The organism is Pseudomonas abyssi (assembly GCF_002307495.1).
Lineage (GTDB): Bacteria > Pseudomonadota > Gammaproteobacteria > Pseudomonadales > Pseudomonadaceae > Halopseudomonas > Halopseudomonas abyssi.
Genome location: NZ_NTMR01000002.1, coordinates 108,620 through 126,629 on the forward strand (window position 1 = coordinate 108,620; position 18,010 = coordinate 126,629).

General features: G+C 60.6%; 30 protein-coding genes and 1 pseudogene. 24 read left to right on the forward strand and 7 right to left on the reverse strand.

Annotation, left to right across the window (positions count from 1 at the left end; all coding sequences use genetic code 11):
* Position 1: 1 nt before the first annotated feature.
* The 7 genes from CNQ84_RS00655 to CNQ84_RS21010 all read right to left on the reverse strand — a co-directional run bounded on the left by CNQ84_RS00655 (position 2) and on the right by CNQ84_RS21010 (position 4,081).
* The gene (locus CNQ84_RS00655; protein ID WP_133065856.1) at positions 2–1,033 is read right to left on the reverse strand and encodes a tyrosine-type recombinase/integrase; all 1,032 of its coding nucleotides are present in this window, start codon (positions 1,031–1,033) and stop codon (positions 2–4) included.
* Positions 1,026–1,169, reverse strand: a complete 144-nt coding sequence (locus tag CNQ84_RS20450; protein WP_165771197.1) for a hypothetical protein — start codon at positions 1,167–1,169, stop codon at positions 1,026–1,028. Before CNQ84_RS20450 ends, CNQ84_RS00655 begins: the two co-directional genes overlap by 8 nt.
* On the reverse strand, positions 1,166–1,687 hold the full coding sequence (locus CNQ84_RS00660) for a phage protein NinX family protein (protein ID WP_133065857.1): 522 nt from the start codon (positions 1,685–1,687) through the stop codon (positions 1,166–1,168). The genes CNQ84_RS20450 and CNQ84_RS00660 overlap by 4 nt, the downstream gene beginning before the upstream one ends.
* Positions 1,618–2,271: a replication protein P gene (locus CNQ84_RS00665; protein ID WP_096003001.1), complete on the reverse strand. Its 654-nt coding sequence runs from the start codon at positions 2,269–2,271 to the stop codon at positions 1,618–1,620. Before CNQ84_RS00665 ends, CNQ84_RS00660 begins: the two co-directional genes overlap by 70 nt.
* On the reverse strand, positions 2,271–3,032 hold the full coding sequence (locus CNQ84_RS20710; RefSeq protein WP_342745737.1) for a helix-turn-helix domain-containing protein: 762 nt from the start codon (positions 3,030–3,032) through the stop codon (positions 2,271–2,273). Before CNQ84_RS20710 ends, CNQ84_RS00665 begins: the two co-directional genes overlap by 1 nt.
* The gene (locus tag CNQ84_RS00675; protein ID WP_245841185.1) at positions 3,029–3,736 is read right to left on the reverse strand and encodes a phage antirepressor KilAC domain-containing protein; all 708 of its coding nucleotides are present in this window, start codon (positions 3,734–3,736) and stop codon (positions 3,029–3,031) included. The genes CNQ84_RS20710 and CNQ84_RS00675 overlap by 4 nt, the downstream gene beginning before the upstream one ends.
* A gap of 132 nt (positions 3,737–3,868) precedes the next feature.
* Entirely contained in the window at positions 3,869–4,081 is a 213-nt protein-coding gene (locus tag CNQ84_RS21010) for a transcriptional regulator (protein ID WP_096003002.1), read from the reverse strand.
* A gap of 26 nt (positions 4,082–4,107) precedes the next feature.
* On the opposite strand from CNQ84_RS21010, the gene CNQ84_RS00685 reads away from it, so the two are divergent.
* From CNQ84_RS00685 to CNQ84_RS00805, 24 genes and pseudogenes are all read left to right on the forward strand, one after another.
* Positions 4,108–4,890 (forward strand): XRE family transcriptional regulator, encoded by a 783-nt coding sequence (locus CNQ84_RS00685; protein ID WP_245841187.1) that lies wholly within the window; start codon positions 4,108–4,110, stop codon positions 4,888–4,890.
* A 294-nt stretch (positions 4,891–5,184) separates the two neighbouring features.
* Positions 5,185–6,183 carry a BstA C-terminal domain-containing protein gene (locus CNQ84_RS00690; protein ID WP_245841189.1) on the forward strand — a complete coding sequence of 333 codons (999 nt, stop codon included), beginning with the start codon at positions 5,185–5,187 and terminating at the stop codon, positions 6,181–6,183.
* Positions 6,184–6,639: 456 nt separating this feature from the next.
* Positions 6,640–7,278: a DUF1281 family ferredoxin-like fold protein gene (locus CNQ84_RS00695; protein WP_096003004.1), complete on the forward strand. Its 639-nt coding sequence runs from the start codon at positions 6,640–6,642 to the stop codon at positions 7,276–7,278.
* A 356-nt stretch (positions 7,279–7,634) separates the two neighbouring features.
* Positions 7,635–8,024 (forward strand): response regulator transcription factor, encoded by a 390-nt coding sequence (locus CNQ84_RS00700; protein ID WP_165771198.1) that lies wholly within the window; start codon positions 7,635–7,637, stop codon positions 8,022–8,024.
* Between the two features lie 11 nt (positions 8,025–8,035).
* The gene (locus tag CNQ84_RS00705) at positions 8,036–8,326 is read left to right on the forward strand and encodes a hypothetical protein (RefSeq protein ID WP_096003006.1); all 291 of its coding nucleotides are present in this window, start codon (positions 8,036–8,038) and stop codon (positions 8,324–8,326) included.
* Positions 8,327–8,426: 100 nt separating this feature from the next.
* The gene (locus CNQ84_RS00710; RefSeq protein WP_096003007.1) at positions 8,427–8,822 is read left to right on the forward strand and encodes a DUF1937 family protein; all 396 of its coding nucleotides are present in this window, start codon (positions 8,427–8,429) and stop codon (positions 8,820–8,822) included.
* A 3-nt stretch (positions 8,823–8,825) separates the two neighbouring features.
* Entirely contained in the window at positions 8,826–9,074 is a 249-nt protein-coding gene (locus CNQ84_RS00715; protein WP_096003008.1) for a hypothetical protein, read from the forward strand.
* 31 nt (positions 9,075–9,105) lie between these two features.
* Positions 9,106–9,459: a hypothetical protein gene (locus CNQ84_RS00720; RefSeq protein WP_096003009.1), complete on the forward strand. Its 354-nt coding sequence runs from the start codon at positions 9,106–9,108 to the stop codon at positions 9,457–9,459.
* Entirely contained in the window at positions 9,459–9,779 is a 321-nt protein-coding gene (locus tag CNQ84_RS00725) for a hypothetical protein (RefSeq protein WP_096003010.1), read from the forward strand. Before CNQ84_RS00720 ends, CNQ84_RS00725 begins: the two co-directional genes overlap by 1 nt.
* Before the next feature lies 1 nt (position 9,780).
* Positions 9,781–10,245: a hypothetical protein gene (locus CNQ84_RS00730; protein ID WP_096003011.1), complete on the forward strand. Its 465-nt coding sequence runs from the start codon at positions 9,781–9,783 to the stop codon at positions 10,243–10,245.
* A gap of 30 nt (positions 10,246–10,275) precedes the next feature.
* On the forward strand, positions 10,276–11,052 hold the full coding sequence (locus CNQ84_RS00735) for a DUF4942 domain-containing protein (protein WP_096003012.1): 777 nt from the start codon (positions 10,276–10,278) through the stop codon (positions 11,050–11,052).
* Positions 11,049–11,279 (forward strand): hypothetical protein, encoded by a 231-nt coding sequence (locus CNQ84_RS00740; RefSeq protein ID WP_096003013.1) that lies wholly within the window; start codon positions 11,049–11,051, stop codon positions 11,277–11,279. The genes CNQ84_RS00735 and CNQ84_RS00740 overlap by 4 nt, the downstream gene beginning before the upstream one ends.
* Before the next feature lie 24 nt (positions 11,280–11,303).
* Positions 11,304–12,768 (forward strand): annotated as a pseudogene (locus CNQ84_RS20715) (DNA cytosine methyltransferase).
* Positions 12,765–12,977 (forward strand): hypothetical protein, encoded by a 213-nt coding sequence (locus tag CNQ84_RS00755; protein WP_096003014.1) that lies wholly within the window; start codon positions 12,765–12,767, stop codon positions 12,975–12,977. Before CNQ84_RS20715 ends, CNQ84_RS00755 begins: the two are co-directional and overlap by 4 nt.
* Positions 12,967–13,224: a hypothetical protein gene (locus tag CNQ84_RS00760; RefSeq protein ID WP_096003015.1), complete on the forward strand. Its 258-nt coding sequence runs from the start codon at positions 12,967–12,969 to the stop codon at positions 13,222–13,224. Before CNQ84_RS00755 ends, CNQ84_RS00760 begins: the two co-directional genes overlap by 11 nt.
* Entirely contained in the window at positions 13,221–13,406 is a 186-nt protein-coding gene (locus CNQ84_RS00765; protein ID WP_096003016.1) for a hypothetical protein, read from the forward strand. The genes CNQ84_RS00760 and CNQ84_RS00765 overlap by 4 nt, the downstream gene beginning before the upstream one ends.
* On the forward strand, positions 13,403–14,422 hold the full coding sequence (locus CNQ84_RS00770) for a hypothetical protein (RefSeq protein ID WP_096003017.1): 1,020 nt from the start codon (positions 13,403–13,405) through the stop codon (positions 14,420–14,422). The genes CNQ84_RS00765 and CNQ84_RS00770 overlap by 4 nt, the downstream gene beginning before the upstream one ends.
* Positions 14,423–14,617: 195 nt before the next feature.
* Entirely contained in the window at positions 14,618–14,878 is a 261-nt protein-coding gene (locus CNQ84_RS00775) for a hypothetical protein (RefSeq protein WP_096003018.1), read from the forward strand.
* Entirely contained in the window at positions 14,875–15,342 is a 468-nt protein-coding gene (locus CNQ84_RS00780; RefSeq protein WP_096003019.1) for a hypothetical protein, read from the forward strand. The genes CNQ84_RS00775 and CNQ84_RS00780 overlap by 4 nt, the downstream gene beginning before the upstream one ends.
* Positions 15,339–15,536 carry a hypothetical protein gene (locus CNQ84_RS00785; RefSeq protein WP_096003020.1) on the forward strand — a complete coding sequence of 66 codons (198 nt, stop codon included), beginning with the start codon at positions 15,339–15,341 and terminating at the stop codon, positions 15,534–15,536. Before CNQ84_RS00780 ends, CNQ84_RS00785 begins: the two co-directional genes overlap by 4 nt.
* Complete coding sequence (locus CNQ84_RS00790) at positions 15,533–15,739, forward strand: hypothetical protein (protein WP_096003021.1); 207 nt, start codon at positions 15,533–15,535, stop codon at positions 15,737–15,739. The genes CNQ84_RS00785 and CNQ84_RS00790 overlap by 4 nt, the downstream gene beginning before the upstream one ends.
* A 45-nt stretch (positions 15,740–15,784) precedes the next feature.
* On the forward strand, positions 15,785–16,645 hold the full coding sequence (locus tag CNQ84_RS00795; RefSeq protein WP_096003022.1) for a hypothetical protein: 861 nt from the start codon (positions 15,785–15,787) through the stop codon (positions 16,643–16,645).
* A gap of 3 nt (positions 16,646–16,648) precedes the next feature.
* On the forward strand, positions 16,649–16,912 hold the full coding sequence (locus CNQ84_RS00800; protein ID WP_096003023.1) for an excisionase: 264 nt from the start codon (positions 16,649–16,651) through the stop codon (positions 16,910–16,912).
* Positions 16,866–17,948, forward strand: a complete 1,083-nt coding sequence (locus tag CNQ84_RS00805; RefSeq protein WP_096003024.1) for a phage integrase Arm DNA-binding domain-containing protein — start codon at positions 16,866–16,868, stop codon at positions 17,946–17,948. Before CNQ84_RS00800 ends, CNQ84_RS00805 begins: the two co-directional genes overlap by 47 nt.
* Positions 17,949–18,010 lie beyond the last annotated feature (62 nt).

Here is an 18,010-nt window from a genome sequence, read left to right on the forward strand (position 1 = left end):
TTCATCCTCTCCGTGTAGAAACGCAGGATTCGGCGCAATCGCCCGCCTGCTCTGGGGTTGCGCCATTTGGCAGAAATGCAGGAACAGCCACTTTTGCGCCGTGCGCCTCGGCAAATCCCAACTCATCAAGCCGGTTATGCCACCGCTCCAACGCCTCCCGCCGACGCTCCATGGCATCGCGGGTCAGGTAGGTTTCAGCAGTCACGCCAAGGGTGTGATTGATCAGCAGCTCGCCCACCATGTGGTCAACGCCAATGTCGGCCAGGCTGGAGCGCATCAGCTTGCGCAGATCGTGGCTTGTCCACCTCCGGCCGCTCACCTGACGCATCAGGGCATGGGCGCTGGTGTCTGCCATCCGCTCACCACCGCGCACCGGGAACAGCCATGCCGCCTTGAGGCGTGGGTCTGGCAGTGCCTCCCGGTACCGCTGCAGCAGCGCCAGCACCTGCGGGGTCAGTGGCAACACATGCTCGCGCCGGCTCTTGGTGTTCGATTCAGGAATCACCCACACCCGCTCATCCAGCGACACGTGCGACCACCGGGCCTGCAGCGTCTCGGATATCCGGGTGCCATGCGCCAGCATCATCAGCGGCAACATTCCCTTCGCCGGGTCAGCCCGAAACGCCGCCACCAGGTGCGGCACCAGCTCCTGCAGGTCAACGCGCGACAGCGCCGCAGGCTTCGGTCTCAGCTTGCCCTTGTAGAAGTCCCGGAACGTGACCCCGGCCAGCGGGTTTGAGGCGATGCGCCCCTGCCCCTCGGCCATGCGGAACGCCTGCCCCAGCGCCTGAAGGGCCTTCTGCACCGAGCGCGGCGCCAGCTCCTGGTGCATCGGGAACACCAGCTTGTCATCCAACAGCACCCGGTCGATCTTCCGCAGCGGCACCTTGCCCACGCGCGGCAGCACGTGTTTACGCATCAGGCTGCCCATGCTGCGGCGGTACTTCTCCGACCGCGCCTTGTCGCCCTCGATGCGCGATAACCACCAGCAAACAACATCCCCAACCGCCCTCATTCCCTTCGCTTCAGCCAAAGGTCACCTCCGCCAGCCGATGCGCACCGAAACGGTCGACGCAGTCTGATTGGACCTGCTCCAGGCTGACGGGCTCGGGATAGATCGTGCTGCCAGCAGTGCCATCTGCCAGCCGAAAGCGGAACAGGCGGCTCACGACAGCAGCTCCGAAGGCACGCTCACGGTATCGCCCAGCTTTGCAGCTACGAAGGCGCGGCACGCGGCAATCTGCGGGGTCTCGCCATCAGCGGTGACGAAACTACAATTCGCCTCAGCTTTATCAGTAATCATCAAGGCGCCCCAGCACCCACCGCCATCAGACTGCCATCCGTCGCCAGGCGATAGCTCAATGGCGCAGGCATGGATCATTGGCCCGCAAACCGCCCAATCAGTGGATGGCGACCAGTGGTTTCGCGACCCATAGGCGCCCTGATATGTCAGAGTTACTGAGCGCGGGAAAAGGATCGGAGTTGCTCCCTCCCTTGCCTGGTATTCCCGTGCGTCTTGGACGCAAATAGTGGGCTGAATTCCAGGGTATCGAGCGCAGAAAACCGCCCAGTCCAGAGCCACTCCATGAAGCTCAGACGTTTTGATATCTATCGTGCTCATGCCCGCACCCCGCCCAACGATGACCGCAACCCGGCCAGCGCGGCGCGACCAACCTCCGGGGTGCATACACTCACTGACGGCGGCAGCGCCTTTGGCACCTCGCGCAGCGGCTTGCAATCCAACACCATCTGCACCACAGCGCCATATACCCGCTCAAACAGCTTGTAGCTCTTCTGTTCAGGCAGATTTGCCAGTTCCCAGAAGCCGACCTCGGTGGCTGCGTGGTACACCGCAGCATGAACACCATCCGCCGACGCGGTCGGGTGAGCGATTCGACAGGCCTCACGATATGCATCGCGAGTCGCGGGCAAACCAAGCTGCTCCGGTGTGGGCGCGCACCACTCGATGAAGCGGCCAACGCTCGGGGCGAAGTCGCTACCGCTCAGGCGGCACTGCGCCAGCCCGAAGCGGATCTGCTCGATACGGTCGATGCGGGATGCAACAAAGGCCCTCACCCAACTGCGCTTTGCCGCCGCCAGGGACTTGTCGTCAGGCCAAGCGCGGCGCCAAGCCGGGAAGATCGCCTGCAGCTCGATGAACAGGTCGTTGACCACATCGACAGTCGCCGGGTCCAGCTTGCGCGCAGCCTTGGGGGCAGGCTGAGCTGGGGCGCTCATCGCACTGGTTATCAGATCTTTGGTCTCTCGCATCACAGGTCCCCCATGTCGTCTGCCCAAGTTTTATCGTCAAAGTCAGGTCCAGAGCCCGCGCCGGGAGCACTGCGCCCCCCTACCCTCTGCAGGCGATTAACTACCCAGTCGCACTTGAACCCGCGCCAGCCAGCCTCCTGCGCTTCGCCAAGCGCCTCGTCAGCAGTGATCCCAACAGCCGCGCACCGCTCCAGCTCAGCATTCACCCTGCCCCACACCGTGCTGGTCACAGGTGCCCGCATCCGCTGTCGGCAGGTCAGCCAGTCGGACAGCACCTGCTCCGAAGCACCGTGGGGGTTATCAGCCAACAGCTGCGTCAAGCCAAACCGAGAGGCTGTCGAACGTGAGTTTTTGTCGGGCTGCGCAGAGAGTGACGGTTCCTTTACGGTTCCCTTACGGTTCTGGGGGCACGTCGTGCCGGGGTGTCCGGCATCTGGCGCCGGGGTGGGGGGCACGTCGTGCCGGGGTGCATCTGGTGCAGGGGGGCATGAGGTGCCGGGGTTGAATCCTTCAGGAAGGACCGTGTACCAGGTCGATCTTCCAGACCGCTGATGGCTCGCCAGCAGCCGCATATCCTCCAGCTTGCGCAGAGACGCCCTAACGGCGCGCTCAGACAGGCAAGTACGCTCTGAAATGCTCGCAATAGACGGCCAGCAGACGCCCTCGTCGTTCGCATTGTCCGCCAAGCTGATCAGCACCGCCTTCTGGGTCGCGCTGAGCCCTTGGATAGGCCAGCACTGGCTCATGATCATCGTGCTCATCGGGGAGCACCGCCCAGCTTTTGCGCCAGCACCGTCAAACCCTTCGGCGTGACACGCACCTGTGACGCCAAGCGGTCCTGCTGCTCATCATCCAGGCCAATCACCGTTACCTTGTGTTCAAGCAGCCCGGAAGACAGCCGCGGCGCATACGCCAGCCAGCGCGCCGAACCTTCGCGTCGATAGATCCAGCGGTTATCGCGCATCCAGCCGAGCAGCCACTTTCTCTGCACATTGAGGTGCTTGGCGGCATCGGTCAGGCACAGCGTGCCGCTGCTCTCAGCGATGCGCCCCAGCGCCTCTATTTTCGGGCGCTGCTCCGCAACCACAGCCCGCAGCGCGCCATTCTGCTCTGCCAGGTCAGCAGCCAGTCGCAGTGCTTCCGGTAGTGATTGGGGGATTGCAGGGCGGGCGGCCTGCTGGTCTTCCAGTTCCTGCCAGCGGTCAACCAGGCGCGCCGTGAACTCCGGCGACATCTGCGCCACCACCACATAACTGTCACGCTTGCTCACGTGGTACAGCAACCCAGGGCGGCCGCCTGTGGCGGGCTTTTCCTCCGCTGGAGGTAAAGGGATAACCTTCTTCAGCGCCAGCCGCTGGATAGTCCGGCGCACATTGTCGTGGCGCGCGCCCAGTAGCTCGGCAATCTCGGCACTACTCATCGTCAGCGCCGCACCGGTATTGCTCAACATCACGTCTGTAGCCATAATGTCCTCTCTCTCGAAGCCCCGGCAGGGTCCCCACCCATCAATGCCGGGGTTTTTTATTGCCTGTATGAAAAACCAGCACTTTCAGTGCGCTTAACGCACCCGTCCGCATGCGGCACCATGTAGTCGTGGTCAGGTCGTCATCGCCGCACGGAAGATGTCAGGCCGAAGGTCTTGGGCGGAAACGGCTCCAGAGCAAGCCGCGACAATCGAATGAACGCGATGCGCAGGAACGCCCCGCCTCTTCCACTGCGTGATTGCCATCGAGGTAACGCCGATACGCTCGGCCAGCGCTCGCGCAGAACCAACGGCGTAAATAGCCTCTTCAAGCGGAGTCTTTTTCATAAAACTTCCGTTTACTGGTGATAAACATGGATCAACAATACGTTTATTTAACGGGCGCGGCAAGCCCCGTAAACTCCTTGTTTATGGACTTACACAAGCATTCCGGGGAGCGCCTCAGGGCGTACCTGCAAAAGAACGGCTGGAAATTCACCGACTTCGCATCGGTGATGGGTGTCGCCCCGCAGAACGTGAACAACTGGCTCGATCGCGGAGTGCCGGCGAACAGGCATAGGGAAGTCTGTAAAAAACTTGGCTTGAATATGGAATGGCTGCTGGACGGTCACGGGCCTGAGGAGATAGCTCAGCAGCGGCACGAATCCCATGCTCAAGCAGAGCTGGCTGGTGTGGTAGAAGAGTGGGACGACGAAACACCGCTAGATGCGGATACCGTCTCTCTGCCATTTCTCAAGGAGGTGGAATTGGCCGCAGGAACAGGTCGAACAGCAGTCGAGCCAAGCAGCGATAGAAAGCTAAGGTTTGGGAAAATGTCGCTGAAGAAGAAAGGTGTTCAGGCTGAACACGCCGTTGCCGTAACAATACGGGGCAACAGCATGGAGCCGGTGCTACTGGACGGAGCTACGGTCGCGGTTAACACCGTCGACAAGTCCGTGGTTGACGGCAAGATTTACGCGCTCAGCCATGCCGGACAGCTGAGAGTAAAGCTGCTCTACCGATTGCCGGGCGGAGGGCTCAGGGTGCGAAGCTATAATCGAGACGAGCACGCTGACGAAGAGTATTCCCTGGAGCAGTTGCAAGAGCACGAAATTCACATTATTGGCCGCGTCTTCTGGGGTGCTGCGTTCTTCTAGGCGCACACCTGATACATGCGCGTGGAGGCTAATGCGGCAATGGGCAATCAGCGAATCCTCAATCAACTCAGTCGGAACCGCCCCGCGATGACCGTCGCAGCAAACAGCAATGCGACCACATGCAGTGCCGTTATTCCGAAGCGCGAAGCCTTCTGATGTTTGGCTTCCGCTTCTGGCAGGCCCTGTTTGAGGGTAGACGCTGGGCACGGCGCCAGCTGCTAGAAGGCCTGTTGCTGGTGGTAGTGGTGCTGCTGTTGGCTTCGATCGTGAAATCGTATGCGTGACGAGTGAGAGTTGGAAGACATTGCGAGATGGCAGGCCATCAATCTATTAGAGGCCACCAATATTACATTAAATATCAAGGAGTTAGATATGAATACGTCGGGCGCGGCTGCCACCCCTAAACAGATAGCCCTAGATCTTGGCGTTGAGGTTCAGCGCGACGTTAACGGTATTGAAATGGGCGTTCTCGAGAACGGTATTCCTTTTCTTACCCAGCGCGGACTCGCTCTAGCGGCAGGAGCGCCACGTAGCGCCATTCAGGACTTAAGCCAGGAATGGATAGATCACTTTAATGATGGCGTTCTCACCAAGGATAGGATCTCTTTCATACGGAACTACCTTTTCGAGCGCGGTTACACCGAGCCTTCCCTCTACATAGAAACCGTTCGGGACGGAACCTCGCACTACGCTTATCCAGACGTTGTTTGCACTGCGATTATCGAATACTACGCTTTTGAAAGTCGATCCCCCAGCCAACAAGCCATTGAGACGTACCGCAGGTTTGCCAGCTACGGCTTGCAACGGTTTATCTATGACTCCCTCAATTACACCCCTGCGGATAAATGGCGGTACCACAACGATCGCGTATCCATGCTCAAAGACAGCGCACCGGACGGTTATTTCACTATTTTTCGTGAAATCACCGGCATGGTTGTAGACCTTATAAATGCCGACCTCACGGTTAATCACAAAACCGTACCGGACATCAGCGTTGGTCAGCACTGGGCGCGATTTTGGAAAGACAACGGACTGGCTGAACAATTCGGGGACCGCCGAGAATACGAGCACAACTACCCGGACTACTATCCCCAAGCGATGAGCAACCCGCAGCGCCCCTATGCGTATCCTGATGCAGCCCTACCGACTTTCCGGGCATGGTTCAAAAGCACTTACTTGCCGACCAAGTTCCCGGCCTACATTCTGAAAAAGAGCAACTTGCTGGCTGGCGGACGAAACGAAGCGCAGATGATCGCGGGCATGTTCAACCCTCCTCAGTTGCCCCGCAGCTAGCAATAGCTCGCCACCCCAAGCCCGCCCCGAGCGGGCTTTTTTGTGCCCTCCCCCAGCCCGCTTCGGCGGGTTTTCTTTTGCCTGAAAGAAACCACCCCCCAAAAAATAAACAAAATAAACATTTTGTGTTGACCGGAAAATAAACACGGTGTTTAATGACTCCCAAGCCAGCACCAACGGCCAGGGCCAGACCCGCCGCTCTTTAACAGATCAGGATCTGCGCAAGGTGATCCCCGCAAGGGTACAGAGCGCAATAGAAACTTCACCTTCCACGCCAGCTCTGGAACTGGCCTGTCTCCCACATGCGAGGCAGCGAAGTCATTCAAGCCAGCCGCGAAGAACCCAGCAGGTGACGCGGCCAGAGATACGAATCCGGCGACGCGAGTGATGGAGAGCAGATTTCCTCGATGGCCTTGGCAACAGGGCCATCCGGGAAACACCAACAGGAGAATGGCAATGCCCAACCACGTAACTACACGCATCAAGGCGCCAGAGCATGTCATTCAGGCTCTGGTTAGCGACAACCGTATCGACTTCGAAACGCTGATCCCGTATCCGGGCAAGTTCGATTGGAATGGGGTAAGCGGTTCGGCTGAAAACCTTGCCGAGAAGGTAGTTGGCGCCCCGGTCAGCGAGAACCCGCTCCTTGCATCACTACAGCTCGCCGCGCGCGATCGCGCTGACATCAAAGCCCTCAGCAACGACGAGTTTGAGCAGTTCGTTCAGATGCTGCGCAATCACCGCTCAACTGGCTTCTTCCACCAGATGGACTTTGCTCGCGAGAAGTGGGGCACCAAGTGGAACGCATACCAGAGCGTCGTTGACGCAGCTGCAGGGATAGCAAGTTTCGATACCGCCTGGTCGTTCCCGGAACCTGTAATCATGGCGCTCTCTGAGAGATTCCCTGACTACGACATCGCAGTCGAGTATGCAGACGAAGACATTGGGTCGAACTGCGGAAAGCTGCTTTTCCGAGCTGGTAAGGTTGTTGAGCGAGACATTGCTGGTAGCTGGAGCGAAAGCAGCGAAGACGAGCGCAAGCGCTGGTCTGACTTCGCCTACGCAGTGAAGGGCTGGGAACCAGATGACGATTGAGCACGACGACCCCAGCCGGCGGAGGGGCATATATCACCGGCAGTCAGGGCGCGGAGTCCTACGCTTGAACATCCTCCCGCGTGACCTGGTACCGGCCCCAGCAGCGGTATATCTGCTGGGCATCGGAGTGCGTGCTGAGTAGTTGCTGAGGCCGAGTGCACAAATTGCCGGGTGGCACCGGTAGCCGCAAACAGACACCTGCAGCAATAGCCAGTCCGCACCCCGATGCTACTCGCATCATGACGTTCCTACATGGCTATTAACCCCGCTCCGGCGGGGTTCTTTTTCCCCTTCTTCCAGTGCCCAGAAGCATGCCAGCGCATGCCTGTGGGCATTCATCGCACGGAGCGCACCACATGCACACACTCACCAGCGAACACTGGCAGGGCTGCACCGGCCTGCTCAGCAAGCGCGAACTGGAGTTCACCCTGCGCGTTGCCGAGGGCAAGACCGACAAAGAGATCGCCCGGGAGGCCGGCCTGGCACCGGACAGCGTGCGCAAGCGAATCATGAGCGCCATGTTCAAGCTGGGCGCCCACCGCCGCGCCCAGCTGGTGGCCGAGGCCATGCGCCGCGCCATCATCGCCCCGCTCGCCATCTTCCTGGCTATCTGCTGCGTGGTGGTCAACAGCTCCCCCGACAACCACCAGGAGCGCGCACCCCGCAACCCGCGCGGCGGCCTGGCGCGCATCAAAGGCGGCGCCCGCCGTGATGACCCGTTCTTCAACCCCTTCGACTACGTGTAAGGAGACACCCCATGATCACCAAGGACCAAGGCCTCAAGTTCATGAAGTTCCGGCTGATGATGATCCTGACCGCGCCAACGCTGGCAGCGCTCGACACGCTGCAGGGGCTGGCCTCCAAGGACACCGAGTACCTGCGCCAGCACCGCATCATGGCGCCCTTCGAGGTCCAGGGCGTAGAGCGCCAGGTGGCTGCTGCCGTGCGCACCCGCAAGCGTGAGCTCAAACGCGAACAGGCGGCCGCCATCGTGATGACCGCAGCCATGGCCAACATGATGCAGGGCAGCCACGCCAGCGCCAGCTGATGCGCAGCCGTGCCGCAGACGCGGCCCACTTCATCGCTTTCTGGGCGCTGGTGATAGCAGCACAGGCCCTTGTCTCTCACCCCCTTCCATAGGTACCAACATGTCACACCAGAAAATGCCGGTGGCCTACGTGGCCGGGCCGTACCGCGGCAGAACGCGCGCGGCCGTTGAGCTGAACATTCAGAGCGCCAGACAGGTTGGCCTGCAGGTCGCCCGCAAGGGCTGGTCACCGCTGGTACCGCACGCCAATACCGGTCACCTCGACCTGGCAGACCCGCAGCTTGGCGATCAATTCTGGCTGGGCGCCACCATGGAGCTGATGCGCCGCTGTGACGCCGTAGTGCTGGCCCCCGGCTGGGAGCACTCAGACGGTACCGCGGCAGAGATTCACGAAGCCCGCCGCCTTGGCCTGCCGGTGTTCGAAACCGTCCACGCCCTCCCCTGTGCCGACACCTGGCGCCAGCAGGAGGAAATCCAGCTGCAGCCGGCTGAGTGACTCATGGCCAAGTCAGCCACAGAGCGCAAGCGGGAGCAACGCGAGCGGGACAAGCTCAAGGCAGAAGAGCGCCGCGCCCGCCTGCTGGCCTACAGCCTCAAGGTCGACGTGTACCAGGGCACCGCCGACCACGTCGAGCGCATCAAGCAGGTGACCGGCATCGACGAGGTGCACGACCTGCTGACCCGCGCAATCCACAACATCAGCCGCCTCGATGACGACGCGCTGCTGGCCTTCCTGGCCGAGCCTTAGCGTCACGGCGGTATGTCACGGAGATTGAAAAATGGAATGCAAAACCCGTTATCAGTGCAGCCATTGCGACGAAATCCACAAAGACGAAGATGATGCCCGCGAATGCTGCCAGCCCGAGGTATGGGAGGTGTACGAGTGCGGCGAGTGTGGGAAGCTCCACGGCTCCAGTGAGGTGGCTGCCAAGTCCTGCTGCGAGCAGCTCGTCAAGTGCCCGGCCTGCTCCCGAGACTATGGGCAGTACAACATCGCCAGCCACTCGATTGAGGTGGCGGGTCACTGCCCGGCCTGCAACCCCCTGTTCACCGTTGATGAGCAGTTCAAGATCGAAGACCTGCACTACATCAATACCGGTACAAACGTCAGCATTCTGCAAGGGGGCTGGTGATGCACCGTCAAGCCATCAATAGCAGCCGCTCCGACGACCTTGCCGCCAAGGTGGCAGCCTTTACCGCCGCTGGAGGGAAAGTCACCCAGGGGCCAGCGTTCAAGCCGGTGCCGCGCCGCCAGCGCAGCGACCCGCAGGTTTCGCCGCTCATCAAACGGCTACGCGCTCTTGCCAATCAGGGCTGCTCAACGCGCTACGCAACCATGATCGTCAATGACGAGGGGCTGGCTGACCGAGTTCTGACTCCCGGCATGGTCGCGCACATGGCGCGCATGAGCGGGTTCCGCTTCCGCTCAATTGCAGGCCGGCCCGGAGGCTGACATGGCGAAACCACGCAAAAAGAACGACAGCCAGCGCCGGCTTCTGCGCGCAACCGAGGCACTGCTACGGCAGAACCACGTCGCCATCGTTGACCTACTGCCCCAGGACAAACAGGGCCTGATCAACTGGCGCAACTGCAGGTCTGTGCGATCAAGTCGGCAACTGATCGACGCCGTGTGCGACCTGCCCCACCGGTGGACCATCTACCTCGCCGTGTTCTGCCGCTCGCCGCTGGGTGAGCGGTACATCAAGGGCGAAGAGATCGTGCCTACTGGCCAATACCGGTCAGAGCAGATCAACCCGGCCATCACCCACTACCACGAAGAGCTGCTTGCCAGCTGCAACCAATCCCACGTCATCGGAACAGGCTGGATCGCCAGCCCGGTCGGCGAGTCGCTGACCGAGGACGAGGCCGCCAGAGTGTTCGAGGCGGTTGGATGTTGGGAGAGCAGCGAACCGGCTTGAGTGCCACGCCTGTTCCAGAGGTAACCAACCATGCCTGCACCCTGGCAGCAAGTTGCCCTACCCGTAACCCTGACGGACATGCTGAGCGGCAGGAACAAAGCCATTGAGCTGCACCAGCAGGCACGCAGAATTGGCGGCCTGGTAAATGAAACGCTCAAACCGTTCGGGGATTACATGATGCCGAACGGTATGCAGTTCGGTGAATGCGAAGAGCGCGCCATTTGGGAGCTGGATACCAAGCTATGGCGCCGCGCATTTGATCTGACCGGCTTCAAGCAGCTGATGGATGCCGAGGCGGTAGCGGAGTTTGAACGCAGCCTGTCGCCGCACCCGCCAGAGTTTACCGAGGCGAACATCCGCAGCACGTTCGTTGATCTGCAGCTGAAGGCCGGCCACATGTTCCGCCGCGGCATCGTCAACGTGTTCCGCAGGCTTGCGGACAAGTACAAAACCAACGCTGCCGATCCGTTCAAGGTCGGGCGCAAGGTGGTCATGAGCTACATGGTCGATTCTGGCTTTCAGAAGGGTCTACGGATCCGCATCAGCTACGGCTCCGAACACCTCAACGACATTGACCGCGTGATCAAGACGCTGGACGGCAAAGAGTTCAAGCCTCGATCCCTTGAGTCGGACATGAATGCCGCGTTCACCAACACGGATCCGTTCGAGGACGACTACTACAGGGCCCGCGCATTCAAGAACGGCAACCTGCATCTTGAGTTCAAGCGGCTGGACCTGCTCGAAAAACTGAATGAGCAGATCGCAGAGTTCTACAGCGAGGGCGCATTGGCCGGGAGGCGTACATGACCACCCTCGAAGAGATCAGCCGCTGCCCGGTTGCCAATCGGGAGTTCTGGTCAGTGCAGGCCAGATCAAGCCTAGCGTTTTACCGCTACGCCAAGCAGCACGGTACATGGCAGGACGCAGCGCTCGAACGCAAGGCCTTCCGCAAGAACATGCAGCACCGCCGGGCGCAGACCTGGCTGAACAAAACGACTGAGCACCAGCTGGTGTTCCCGTTCGCTACCGCTTAACCGCCCTTCCCCGAGGTAAACCACATGACCATCGACTACGGATCGGTGTGCAGCGGCATCGAGTCGGTGTCGGTTGCAGTGCATCCGCTCGGCTGGACGCCTGCATGGTTCTCTGAGATTGAGCCGTTCCCCTCTGCTGTGCTGGCACACCGGTTCCCCGAGGTGCCGAACCACGGCGACATGACTTTGCTGCCGGCCAAGGTACTGACCGGTGCAATCCAGGCCCCAAGCCTGCTTGTCGGCGGCACACCCTGCCAGGCGTTCTCCGTTGCCGGCATGCGCGCCGGCCTCGAAGACCCTCGCGGCAAACTCACTATCAAGTTCGTGGAGCTCGCAGATGCAATTGACCATGTTCGAACAGCCCGAGGCGACGACGAGTGCGTCGTCTGGTGGGAAAACGTCCCCGGCGTCCTCAGCGACAAAGGCAATGCGTTCGGCTGCTTTCTCGGTGCCCTGGTGGGCGAATCCTCAGCGCTACAGCCGTCAGGGGGAAGATGGACGGACGCTGGTTGTGTGTATGGACCCGAAAGAACAGCGGCATGGCGGGTGCTGGATGCCCAATATTTCGGCTTGGCCCAACGACGCCGCCGTGTGTTCGTTGTCGCAAGTGCTCGAAGAGGGTTCGATCCCGCAGCGGTACTTTTTGAGTCCGAAGGCCTGCGCCGGGATACTCCGCCGCGCCGAGGCGAGGGGCAAGACATTGCCGGATCAGTTACTGCGAGCCTTGGTCGCCGTGGCGGAACGCCAGACTGCGGAAGCACGCCCGGCCAGCTCCAGCCAGTCACCTGCATGGCACACGGACAGGGGGGCAGAGATAGCCGAGGGCAGAAGCCCGACGCTGACCTGCAACCATGAGGCTCCGATAGTTGTTCACGGCACCCAAGACCCAGACGTACGCAGAGATCAGGCGCATACGTTAGGAAGAAACAACGGCGCAGAGAATGCCGTCTTGGCGTTCGCGGAGAACAGCCGCAGCGAGGTGCGAATCGAGGCAGGTGACGGGCAGATTGTCGGAACCCTGTCTACCGGCGGTGGCAAGCCTGGGCAGGGCCGGCCATGCGTGGCCGTATGCGTCACCGGCGACATTACCCACACCCTGAAAGCAGATGGCTTCGATGGCAGCGAGGATGGGACTGGGCGCGGGCAGCCGATTGTCACGCACGCAATCCAAGCAGGCGCACTTCGGATCAACCCCGCAAGCGGCCCGGACGGGGTCGGCGTGCAAGCGGATCACGCCTACACCCTAGAGGCTCGCTCCGAAGTGCAGGCAGTCCAGAGCGCAAGCGCCGTGCGCCGCCTGACACCCAGGGAGTGCGAGCGCCTGCAGGGATTCCCTGACGACTGGACGCTAATCCCCTACCGCAAAAAGCCTGCAGAGCAATGCCCCGACGGCCCGCGCTACAAGGCGATCGGCAACAGCAAAGCCGTTTTCTGCGTTCGCTGGATCGCACGGCGTATCGACAACCACATTCAGAGGCTGAATCCATGACCACCCAACTCACAGCCCGGCACATAGCCGGGCGCAACGGCCAGCCTGTTGCCGTAGTAAACGGCCTGCCGGGGCTTGATGCCCAGATGACGCCAACTCAGCTGCGCCAACTGGCGCGGCAGGCAAATCAGATCGCTATCGACAGCGAGTCAGGCGTTCGCGGCATGCGGCGCTATCCAGAAGATGAGGAGCAGAGCTATGAAAACTGAGCAGCAGCATGATGAGGTCGTCCCGCAAACTGAGCAGCAGCGCATTGAAGGCGCCATTGATACCGCGCTGCTGAATGCCGATCTGCTGCGGGAGCAGGCAGCAGAGCTGGAAGCGGCACTGCTGGCAGAGACTCAGGCCAAGCATGAGGCGGTTGAGGTGTTGCGCGAGGTGCTGATGGGTAAGCCGTCGCAGCAGATCATTGAGCGCGGACTGGGGATCGTTGACAAGCATGAGGTGGCGGCATGACTGAGAACAGAGCCCCGCTGCCCCGCACTGGCGACGACATGGATCTGCCGCCCGGCAAGACCTGTGCCGACTGCGCGCACTGTAATCGCTGCACCGCCATGTTCGGACACATTCCAGAAGACGAGTCATGCGACTGGAGCCCTTCGCGCTTCACACCAAAGATGTACCAGGGGGAGATATGACCGAGCAAGTAGAAGAACTGACCAGGGGCGATGCGCTGGCCAAGGTGGCGGCGCTGGAGGCTGAGAACGCAGAGCTACGCAAGCGGGTATGTGTGCCGGATGGGTGGATGGTAGTGCCCTCGCAATGCACCTCCCAGATGGAGGATGCCTACGACCAGCAGTGTGCAGACGACAATGCATACGGGTGCTCCATGCACTTGCCAGCGTACGAGGCCATGCTCACCGCCGTACCTGCGCCTGTTGAGCGGCTTGCTACTGACGGCGGGCGCAATCAGCGCTTTGAGGGGCTATTTGAAGGCGAGACGCCGGATCAGCGTGACGCTCGCCTTGCGTCTGCTGCGTCTGTTGAGCGGGTGGAGCGGGTGGAGCGGGAGGCGCAGTCCAAGGTCGCCCGTTGCATCGGCATGCGCCCCGGAATGGGCGAGGTGACGGTAAAGGTCGAAGACGGGATTGTTTCCGGGTGGCTTGACCCAGGATGCACCGTTTATATCTACCCAACCACACAACCGGCAGCGCCTGCCCAGCACTCCGACGATGTTGCGGTAGATCGGTTTGCTGCAGCCATGAAAGCGAAGCTGGCAGCGGCTCGCGCAAAAGGCCGCAGCGGCTGGGACGATCCATCCGCGTGCAGCATTGAGTATCTGGCCCAGCTGCTGCACGCGCACCTCCGCAAGCGCAACGCCGGAACGTTCGAAGACGTCGCCAACTTCTGCATGATGCTGCATCAGCGCGGAGCTGACCCTGCTGCTCTATCCGAAGCGCCTGCCCCGGACGTGGCGGGGCTTGAGTTCACGCTCGCGCATCCGGATGGCGAGAAGCGCACCGTTATGATGACCAAGGATGAGGTGCAGCAGTACATGGTCGATGAAATCTACGAGAAGCTTGGCGCACTCGTATGCAGTTGCGAGCCGGTCGGTGAAACGAACGTATGCGACTGCAACTGCATTGACCGCATTGAGCAGTTCGAGATCGCCGCCCACCAGCAGCGGGGGGGGGAGACATGCTCGCACTGTTAATTTCATGGCTATTGATCGGCGCAGTGTTTTTCGCAGGTGCATGCGCTGAAATACTGCCGAAACATCGTCGCAGACGAAGCGACCTTTGGCAGATGCCAGCCGGAGCATTGTTTTTCATGGTGCTTGGCCCTGCCATCTGCGTCACTTGGCAGCTTGGTACTTGGAGAAACGAACGCCGCAATCAGGAGCAGCCCCATGAGTAAGCATTTATCAGAACTGGCCAGCAAATGCCAAGGTGTCGCCCGCTGTCTTACCTTCAACGATGACACGCCTCAATCGGATGCGAAAAAGACGCTGCTGGCGGCTTCACACGCGCTCGATGGAGAGTCTATCCGTGTCCACAAAAAGCGTGACGGGCTGCTGATCACCAACGCACGTGGCAAGTGCCGGTTCCTCACCTTACGCGAGCGGCTTGCCGTCTGGTTGCTGCGCGGCAAAACCGAGGTGCGGCCATGAGTAAGCCGGAGATTGTCGGGTATCTCAATTTCGGAGCGCTGACCGGCAAACCTGTCGTCAGCGCGGATTGCTGGAGTGAGCTTGCGTCAGAGCCGCTAATCCGCCTCGCCGACCACGAAGCCGCCATGCGCGAATTCCGACAGGCAATGCACGCGATGGCAAAAAGCGTTGGCGCCAAGCTGGCAGCAGATCACGAATCCTCCCGCGCAGCCGACAAGGCGCGGATTGCGGAGCTGGAGAAAGAGCGCGACGAGTGGCATCGGCTTTTCGACAGCGCTGGACAGCTCTCAAAGAATGCCTGTGACGACCTCAATTCAGCAAAATCGCGGATAGCGGAGCTGGTGCTATCGCTGCGCACGGTTGTCGGGATGCTGCACCACAGAGCAACAACGCCGCTTGAGCGCCAGGCGATACGCATCGCAGAGACAGCCCTAGCCCAGCAGGGCAAGGAGGGTGAGGCGTGAGCGAACGGACACCGCAGCAGCGTATAGACGAGGCGCTTGATCGAGTCCTTCGAGCGTCCGGCAGCAGGCTGGAAAACTACACGATGCCATCAACGCTCAAGGCAATGCGCGATGAAATGCGGGCGATCATGGGCGAGTCGTACATAGCCGGATCGAATGCATGTCATAGGGCGATTAAAGGCAAAAAGCCATGAAAGCCCTACCCCTCAACATAGCCCGCTGCGCCGGACGCTTTGATCTGATGCCAGACGGCCAGTGGTGCCCGGAGCGCAACACCTGCAAGCGCTACCTGGCATTCACGCAGTGGGATCGCGGCGTAGTGCAAGATTACCAGGGCATCCGCGTGAACATGGGCGTGCCGGACTGCCGGCACAAGATCGAAGCCGAGCAGCAATAACCCAACCCAACTTTGGCACCACCCTACACGCCGGGAGGCATAGATATGTCAGCAACCACAGCATTAAAATTGTTCGAAGACACTCAAAGCACCATGATCCTAATGATGCTCTACCCGCTCGCAACTACCACTGAAGAGTCGCATGACGAAGTGGCCCGCAAGGTGCGCGGCGAGAGAACGGCTATTAAGCGCTTCCCAGATCAAGGCACGCTGATAGGAGCAAAGCCTGTAAGCCCATCAAGCGCGTACACTTTCGACGCGACCGACAGGGATCGAATGTACGCAACAGGCCCTGAATACTTGCTGCGCCACCCAGCCGAAATTCTGGGTGATCGCGCAGAACTTATGATGATGTGCGAGGACGGCACGATTAAATGGACGTGCTTCATCAGGAAAGAAAAGCCGAAGAAAGTGATCTGCGCCGAGAAAATACATTCTTTCTATGAGTTCCACTGCATGACTGGCGGACCCAAGGGATGGTACGACTACGGCATTCGCGCAATAGCATTTAACAAGAACGGGCGTCCGCTAATGATGAAAATAGCCGGGATGCACGGGCATACCGGACAGGATGCCTTTAACGCATTTATCGCGGCAAGCGTTATAGAGGACGCGCATCGAGCAGGATCTGTGCTGTGCACTCTTGAGGCCGAGTCCAAAATTACATTCCCGGTTTCGATTGACGAGTATAAGCAATTCCTGGCGGATCGAGACGGGCACAGAAACACGCCGACCGGAAGGCGCAATACGATCCTTCATTTCTGCGGCGAACATGCGAGACGACGTGGCGGAAAGCTAACTGAAGTTCGGGCGCACGCAAGGGGTGCAAGAGTATTCGAGACAGGCGGAATGACGCTCACGATTACGCCGCCGCCAGAGTGGGAAGAACTGAGCCGGGAGGCATAGCAGATGAAACTCATCACGCTTGAGGCGTGGGCCGAACGGCTGGCCCCGCCGCCCACCATCAACACCCTGCGGGCATGGGCCCGTAGCGGCAAGTTCGACCCACCTGCCCAGAAGATGGGTCGCACCTACTACGTTGACGAGAATGCCGAGTATTGCGACTCTGACCCGCTACCCGACATTCCAGACGCCCCATTGATCAACCGAATCGAGCGCGCACGCCATGGCACCCAGACCCCGCACGGCAGGCTCCAAGGATCTGCCGCCTAACCTGTACCGCAAGACCGACAAGCGCAACGGCGTGACGTACTACACCTACCGCGACCCGATGACAGGGCGGTCGTTCGGCCTTGGTACGGACAAGGCGGCCGCCATCCGTGAGGCTCATGCGGCCAACGCACATTTCAGCCCGGCCAGTCTGGCCCAGCGCATGCAGGGCGGGCAGCCGTTCCGGGCGTGGTGCGACGAATACCGCCGCATCATCGACGAGCGAGACATCGCAGCATCAACCCGGCGCAACCTGGGCATGCGAATCAACCGGCTGACAGAGCTGTTCGGGGAGCGGGATATTCGGGACATCAGCACCAGGGAGGTGGCCGAGTATCTGGGCGGGCTGGCGAAGGAAGGCAAGGCGCAAATGAGCCGGGCAATGCGGTCGCTGCTGAGCGATATGTTTGCCGAGGCCATAGCGGCAGGCTGGACTGATGCCAACCCCGTGCAGGTAACCAAGGCCGCCCGGGTGAAGATTCAGCGAGCGCGCCTTTCGCTTGAGCTGTGGCAGGCCATCTACGACCGGGCGAAACAGCCGTGGCTGCAGCGCGCCATGGAGATCGCCCTGTTGACCGGGCAGCGCCGGGACGACATTGCAGGCATGCTGTTCAAGGATGTTGTTGATGACCACCTGCAGGTCATCCAGTCAAAGACCGGGCAGCGCCTGCGCATCAGCACAGCCGTGCGGCTGGACTGCATTGGACTTGATCTCGGCACGGTCGTTCAGCGGTGCCGCGACAACGTGCTGAGCAAGCACCTGGTTCACCACGCCCGCCGCGTTAGCCGGGCAATGCCTGGCCAGCCGATCATGCTGGACACGCTGAGCAAGGCGTTCGCTGATGCGCGTGACGCTGCAATGGCCGACCTTGGGCTGTCGTACCCGATGCCGCCGAGCTTCCACGAAATGCGCTCTCTGGCCGCCCGCCTGCACTCTGCCGAGGGGCGGGACGCGCAGGCTCTGCTGGGCCACAAGTCCAGCAAGATGACCGACCTCTATCGTGACTCCCGTGGTACAGAGTGGATCGAGGTGGCATAATTCCGCATCGAGTTTTGACGGTATTTTGGGGAGGATTGGGGAGACTGTTTCACCCCTTTATA

Coding starts and splice junctions, on each gene's coding strand:
- CNQ84_RS00775 (WP_096003018.1), top strand. CDS start 14,618: ATGAGTAAGCATTTATCAGAACTGGCCAGCAAATGCCAAGGTGTCGCC.
- CNQ84_RS00725 (WP_096003010.1), top strand. CDS start 9,459: ATGCACCGTCAAGCCATCAATAGCAGCCGCTCCGACGACCTTGCCGCC.
- CNQ84_RS00755 (WP_096003014.1), top strand. CDS start 12,765: ATGACCACCCAACTCACAGCCCGGCACATAGCCGGGCGCAACGGCCAG.
- CNQ84_RS00685 (WP_245841187.1), top strand. CDS start 4,108: ATGGATCAACAATACGTTTATTTAACGGGCGCGGCAAGCCCCGTAAAC.
- CNQ84_RS00710 (WP_096003007.1), top strand. CDS start 8,427: ATGTCACACCAGAAAATGCCGGTGGCCTACGTGGCCGGGCCGTACCGC.
- CNQ84_RS00700 (WP_165771198.1), top strand. CDS start 7,635: ATGCACACACTCACCAGCGAACACTGGCAGGGCTGCACCGGCCTGCTC.
- CNQ84_RS00770 (WP_096003017.1), top strand. CDS start 13,403: ATGACCGAGCAAGTAGAAGAACTGACCAGGGGCGATGCGCTGGCCAAG.
- CNQ84_RS00790 (WP_096003021.1), top strand. CDS start 15,533: ATGAAAGCCCTACCCCTCAACATAGCCCGCTGCGCCGGACGCTTTGAT.
- CNQ84_RS00760 (WP_096003015.1), top strand. CDS start 12,967: ATGAAAACTGAGCAGCAGCATGATGAGGTCGTCCCGCAAACTGAGCAG.
- CNQ84_RS00715 (WP_096003008.1), top strand. CDS start 8,826: ATGGCCAAGTCAGCCACAGAGCGCAAGCGGGAGCAACGCGAGCGGGAC.
- CNQ84_RS00765 (WP_096003016.1), top strand. CDS start 13,221: ATGACTGAGAACAGAGCCCCGCTGCCCCGCACTGGCGACGACATGGAT.
- CNQ84_RS00780 (WP_096003019.1), top strand. CDS start 14,875: ATGAGTAAGCCGGAGATTGTCGGGTATCTCAATTTCGGAGCGCTGACC.
- CNQ84_RS21010 (WP_096003002.1), bottom strand. CDS start 4,081: ATGAAAAAGACTCCGCTTGAAGAGGCTATTTACGCCGTTGGTTCTGCG.
- CNQ84_RS00660 (WP_133065857.1), bottom strand. CDS start 1,687: ATGCACCCCGGAGGTTGGTCGCGCCGCGCTGGCCGGGTTGCGGTCATC.
- CNQ84_RS20710 (WP_342745737.1), bottom strand. CDS start 3,032: ATGAGCACGATGATCATGAGCCAGTGCTGGCCTATCCAAGGGCTCAGC.
- CNQ84_RS00740 (WP_096003013.1), top strand. CDS start 11,049: ATGACCACCCTCGAAGAGATCAGCCGCTGCCCGGTTGCCAATCGGGAG.
- CNQ84_RS00720 (WP_096003009.1), top strand. CDS start 9,106: ATGGAATGCAAAACCCGTTATCAGTGCAGCCATTGCGACGAAATCCAC.
- CNQ84_RS00735 (WP_096003012.1), top strand. CDS start 10,276: ATGCCTGCACCCTGGCAGCAAGTTGCCCTACCCGTAACCCTGACGGAC.
- CNQ84_RS00675 (WP_245841185.1), bottom strand. CDS start 3,736: ATGGCTACAGACGTGATGTTGAGCAATACCGGTGCGGCGCTGACGATG.
- CNQ84_RS00665 (WP_096003001.1), bottom strand. CDS start 2,271: ATGCGAGAGACCAAAGATCTGATAACCAGTGCGATGAGCGCCCCAGCT.
- CNQ84_RS00730 (WP_096003011.1), top strand. CDS start 9,781: ATGGCGAAACCACGCAAAAAGAACGACAGCCAGCGCCGGCTTCTGCGC.
- CNQ84_RS00800 (WP_096003023.1), top strand. CDS start 16,649: ATGAAACTCATCACGCTTGAGGCGTGGGCCGAACGGCTGGCCCCGCCG.
- CNQ84_RS00805 (WP_096003024.1), top strand. CDS start 16,866: ATGGCACCCAGACCCCGCACGGCAGGCTCCAAGGATCTGCCGCCTAAC.
- CNQ84_RS00795 (WP_096003022.1), top strand. CDS start 15,785: ATGTCAGCAACCACAGCATTAAAATTGTTCGAAGACACTCAAAGCACC.
- CNQ84_RS00695 (WP_096003004.1), top strand. CDS start 6,640: ATGCCCAACCACGTAACTACACGCATCAAGGCGCCAGAGCATGTCATT.
- CNQ84_RS00705 (WP_096003006.1), top strand. CDS start 8,036: ATGATCACCAAGGACCAAGGCCTCAAGTTCATGAAGTTCCGGCTGATG.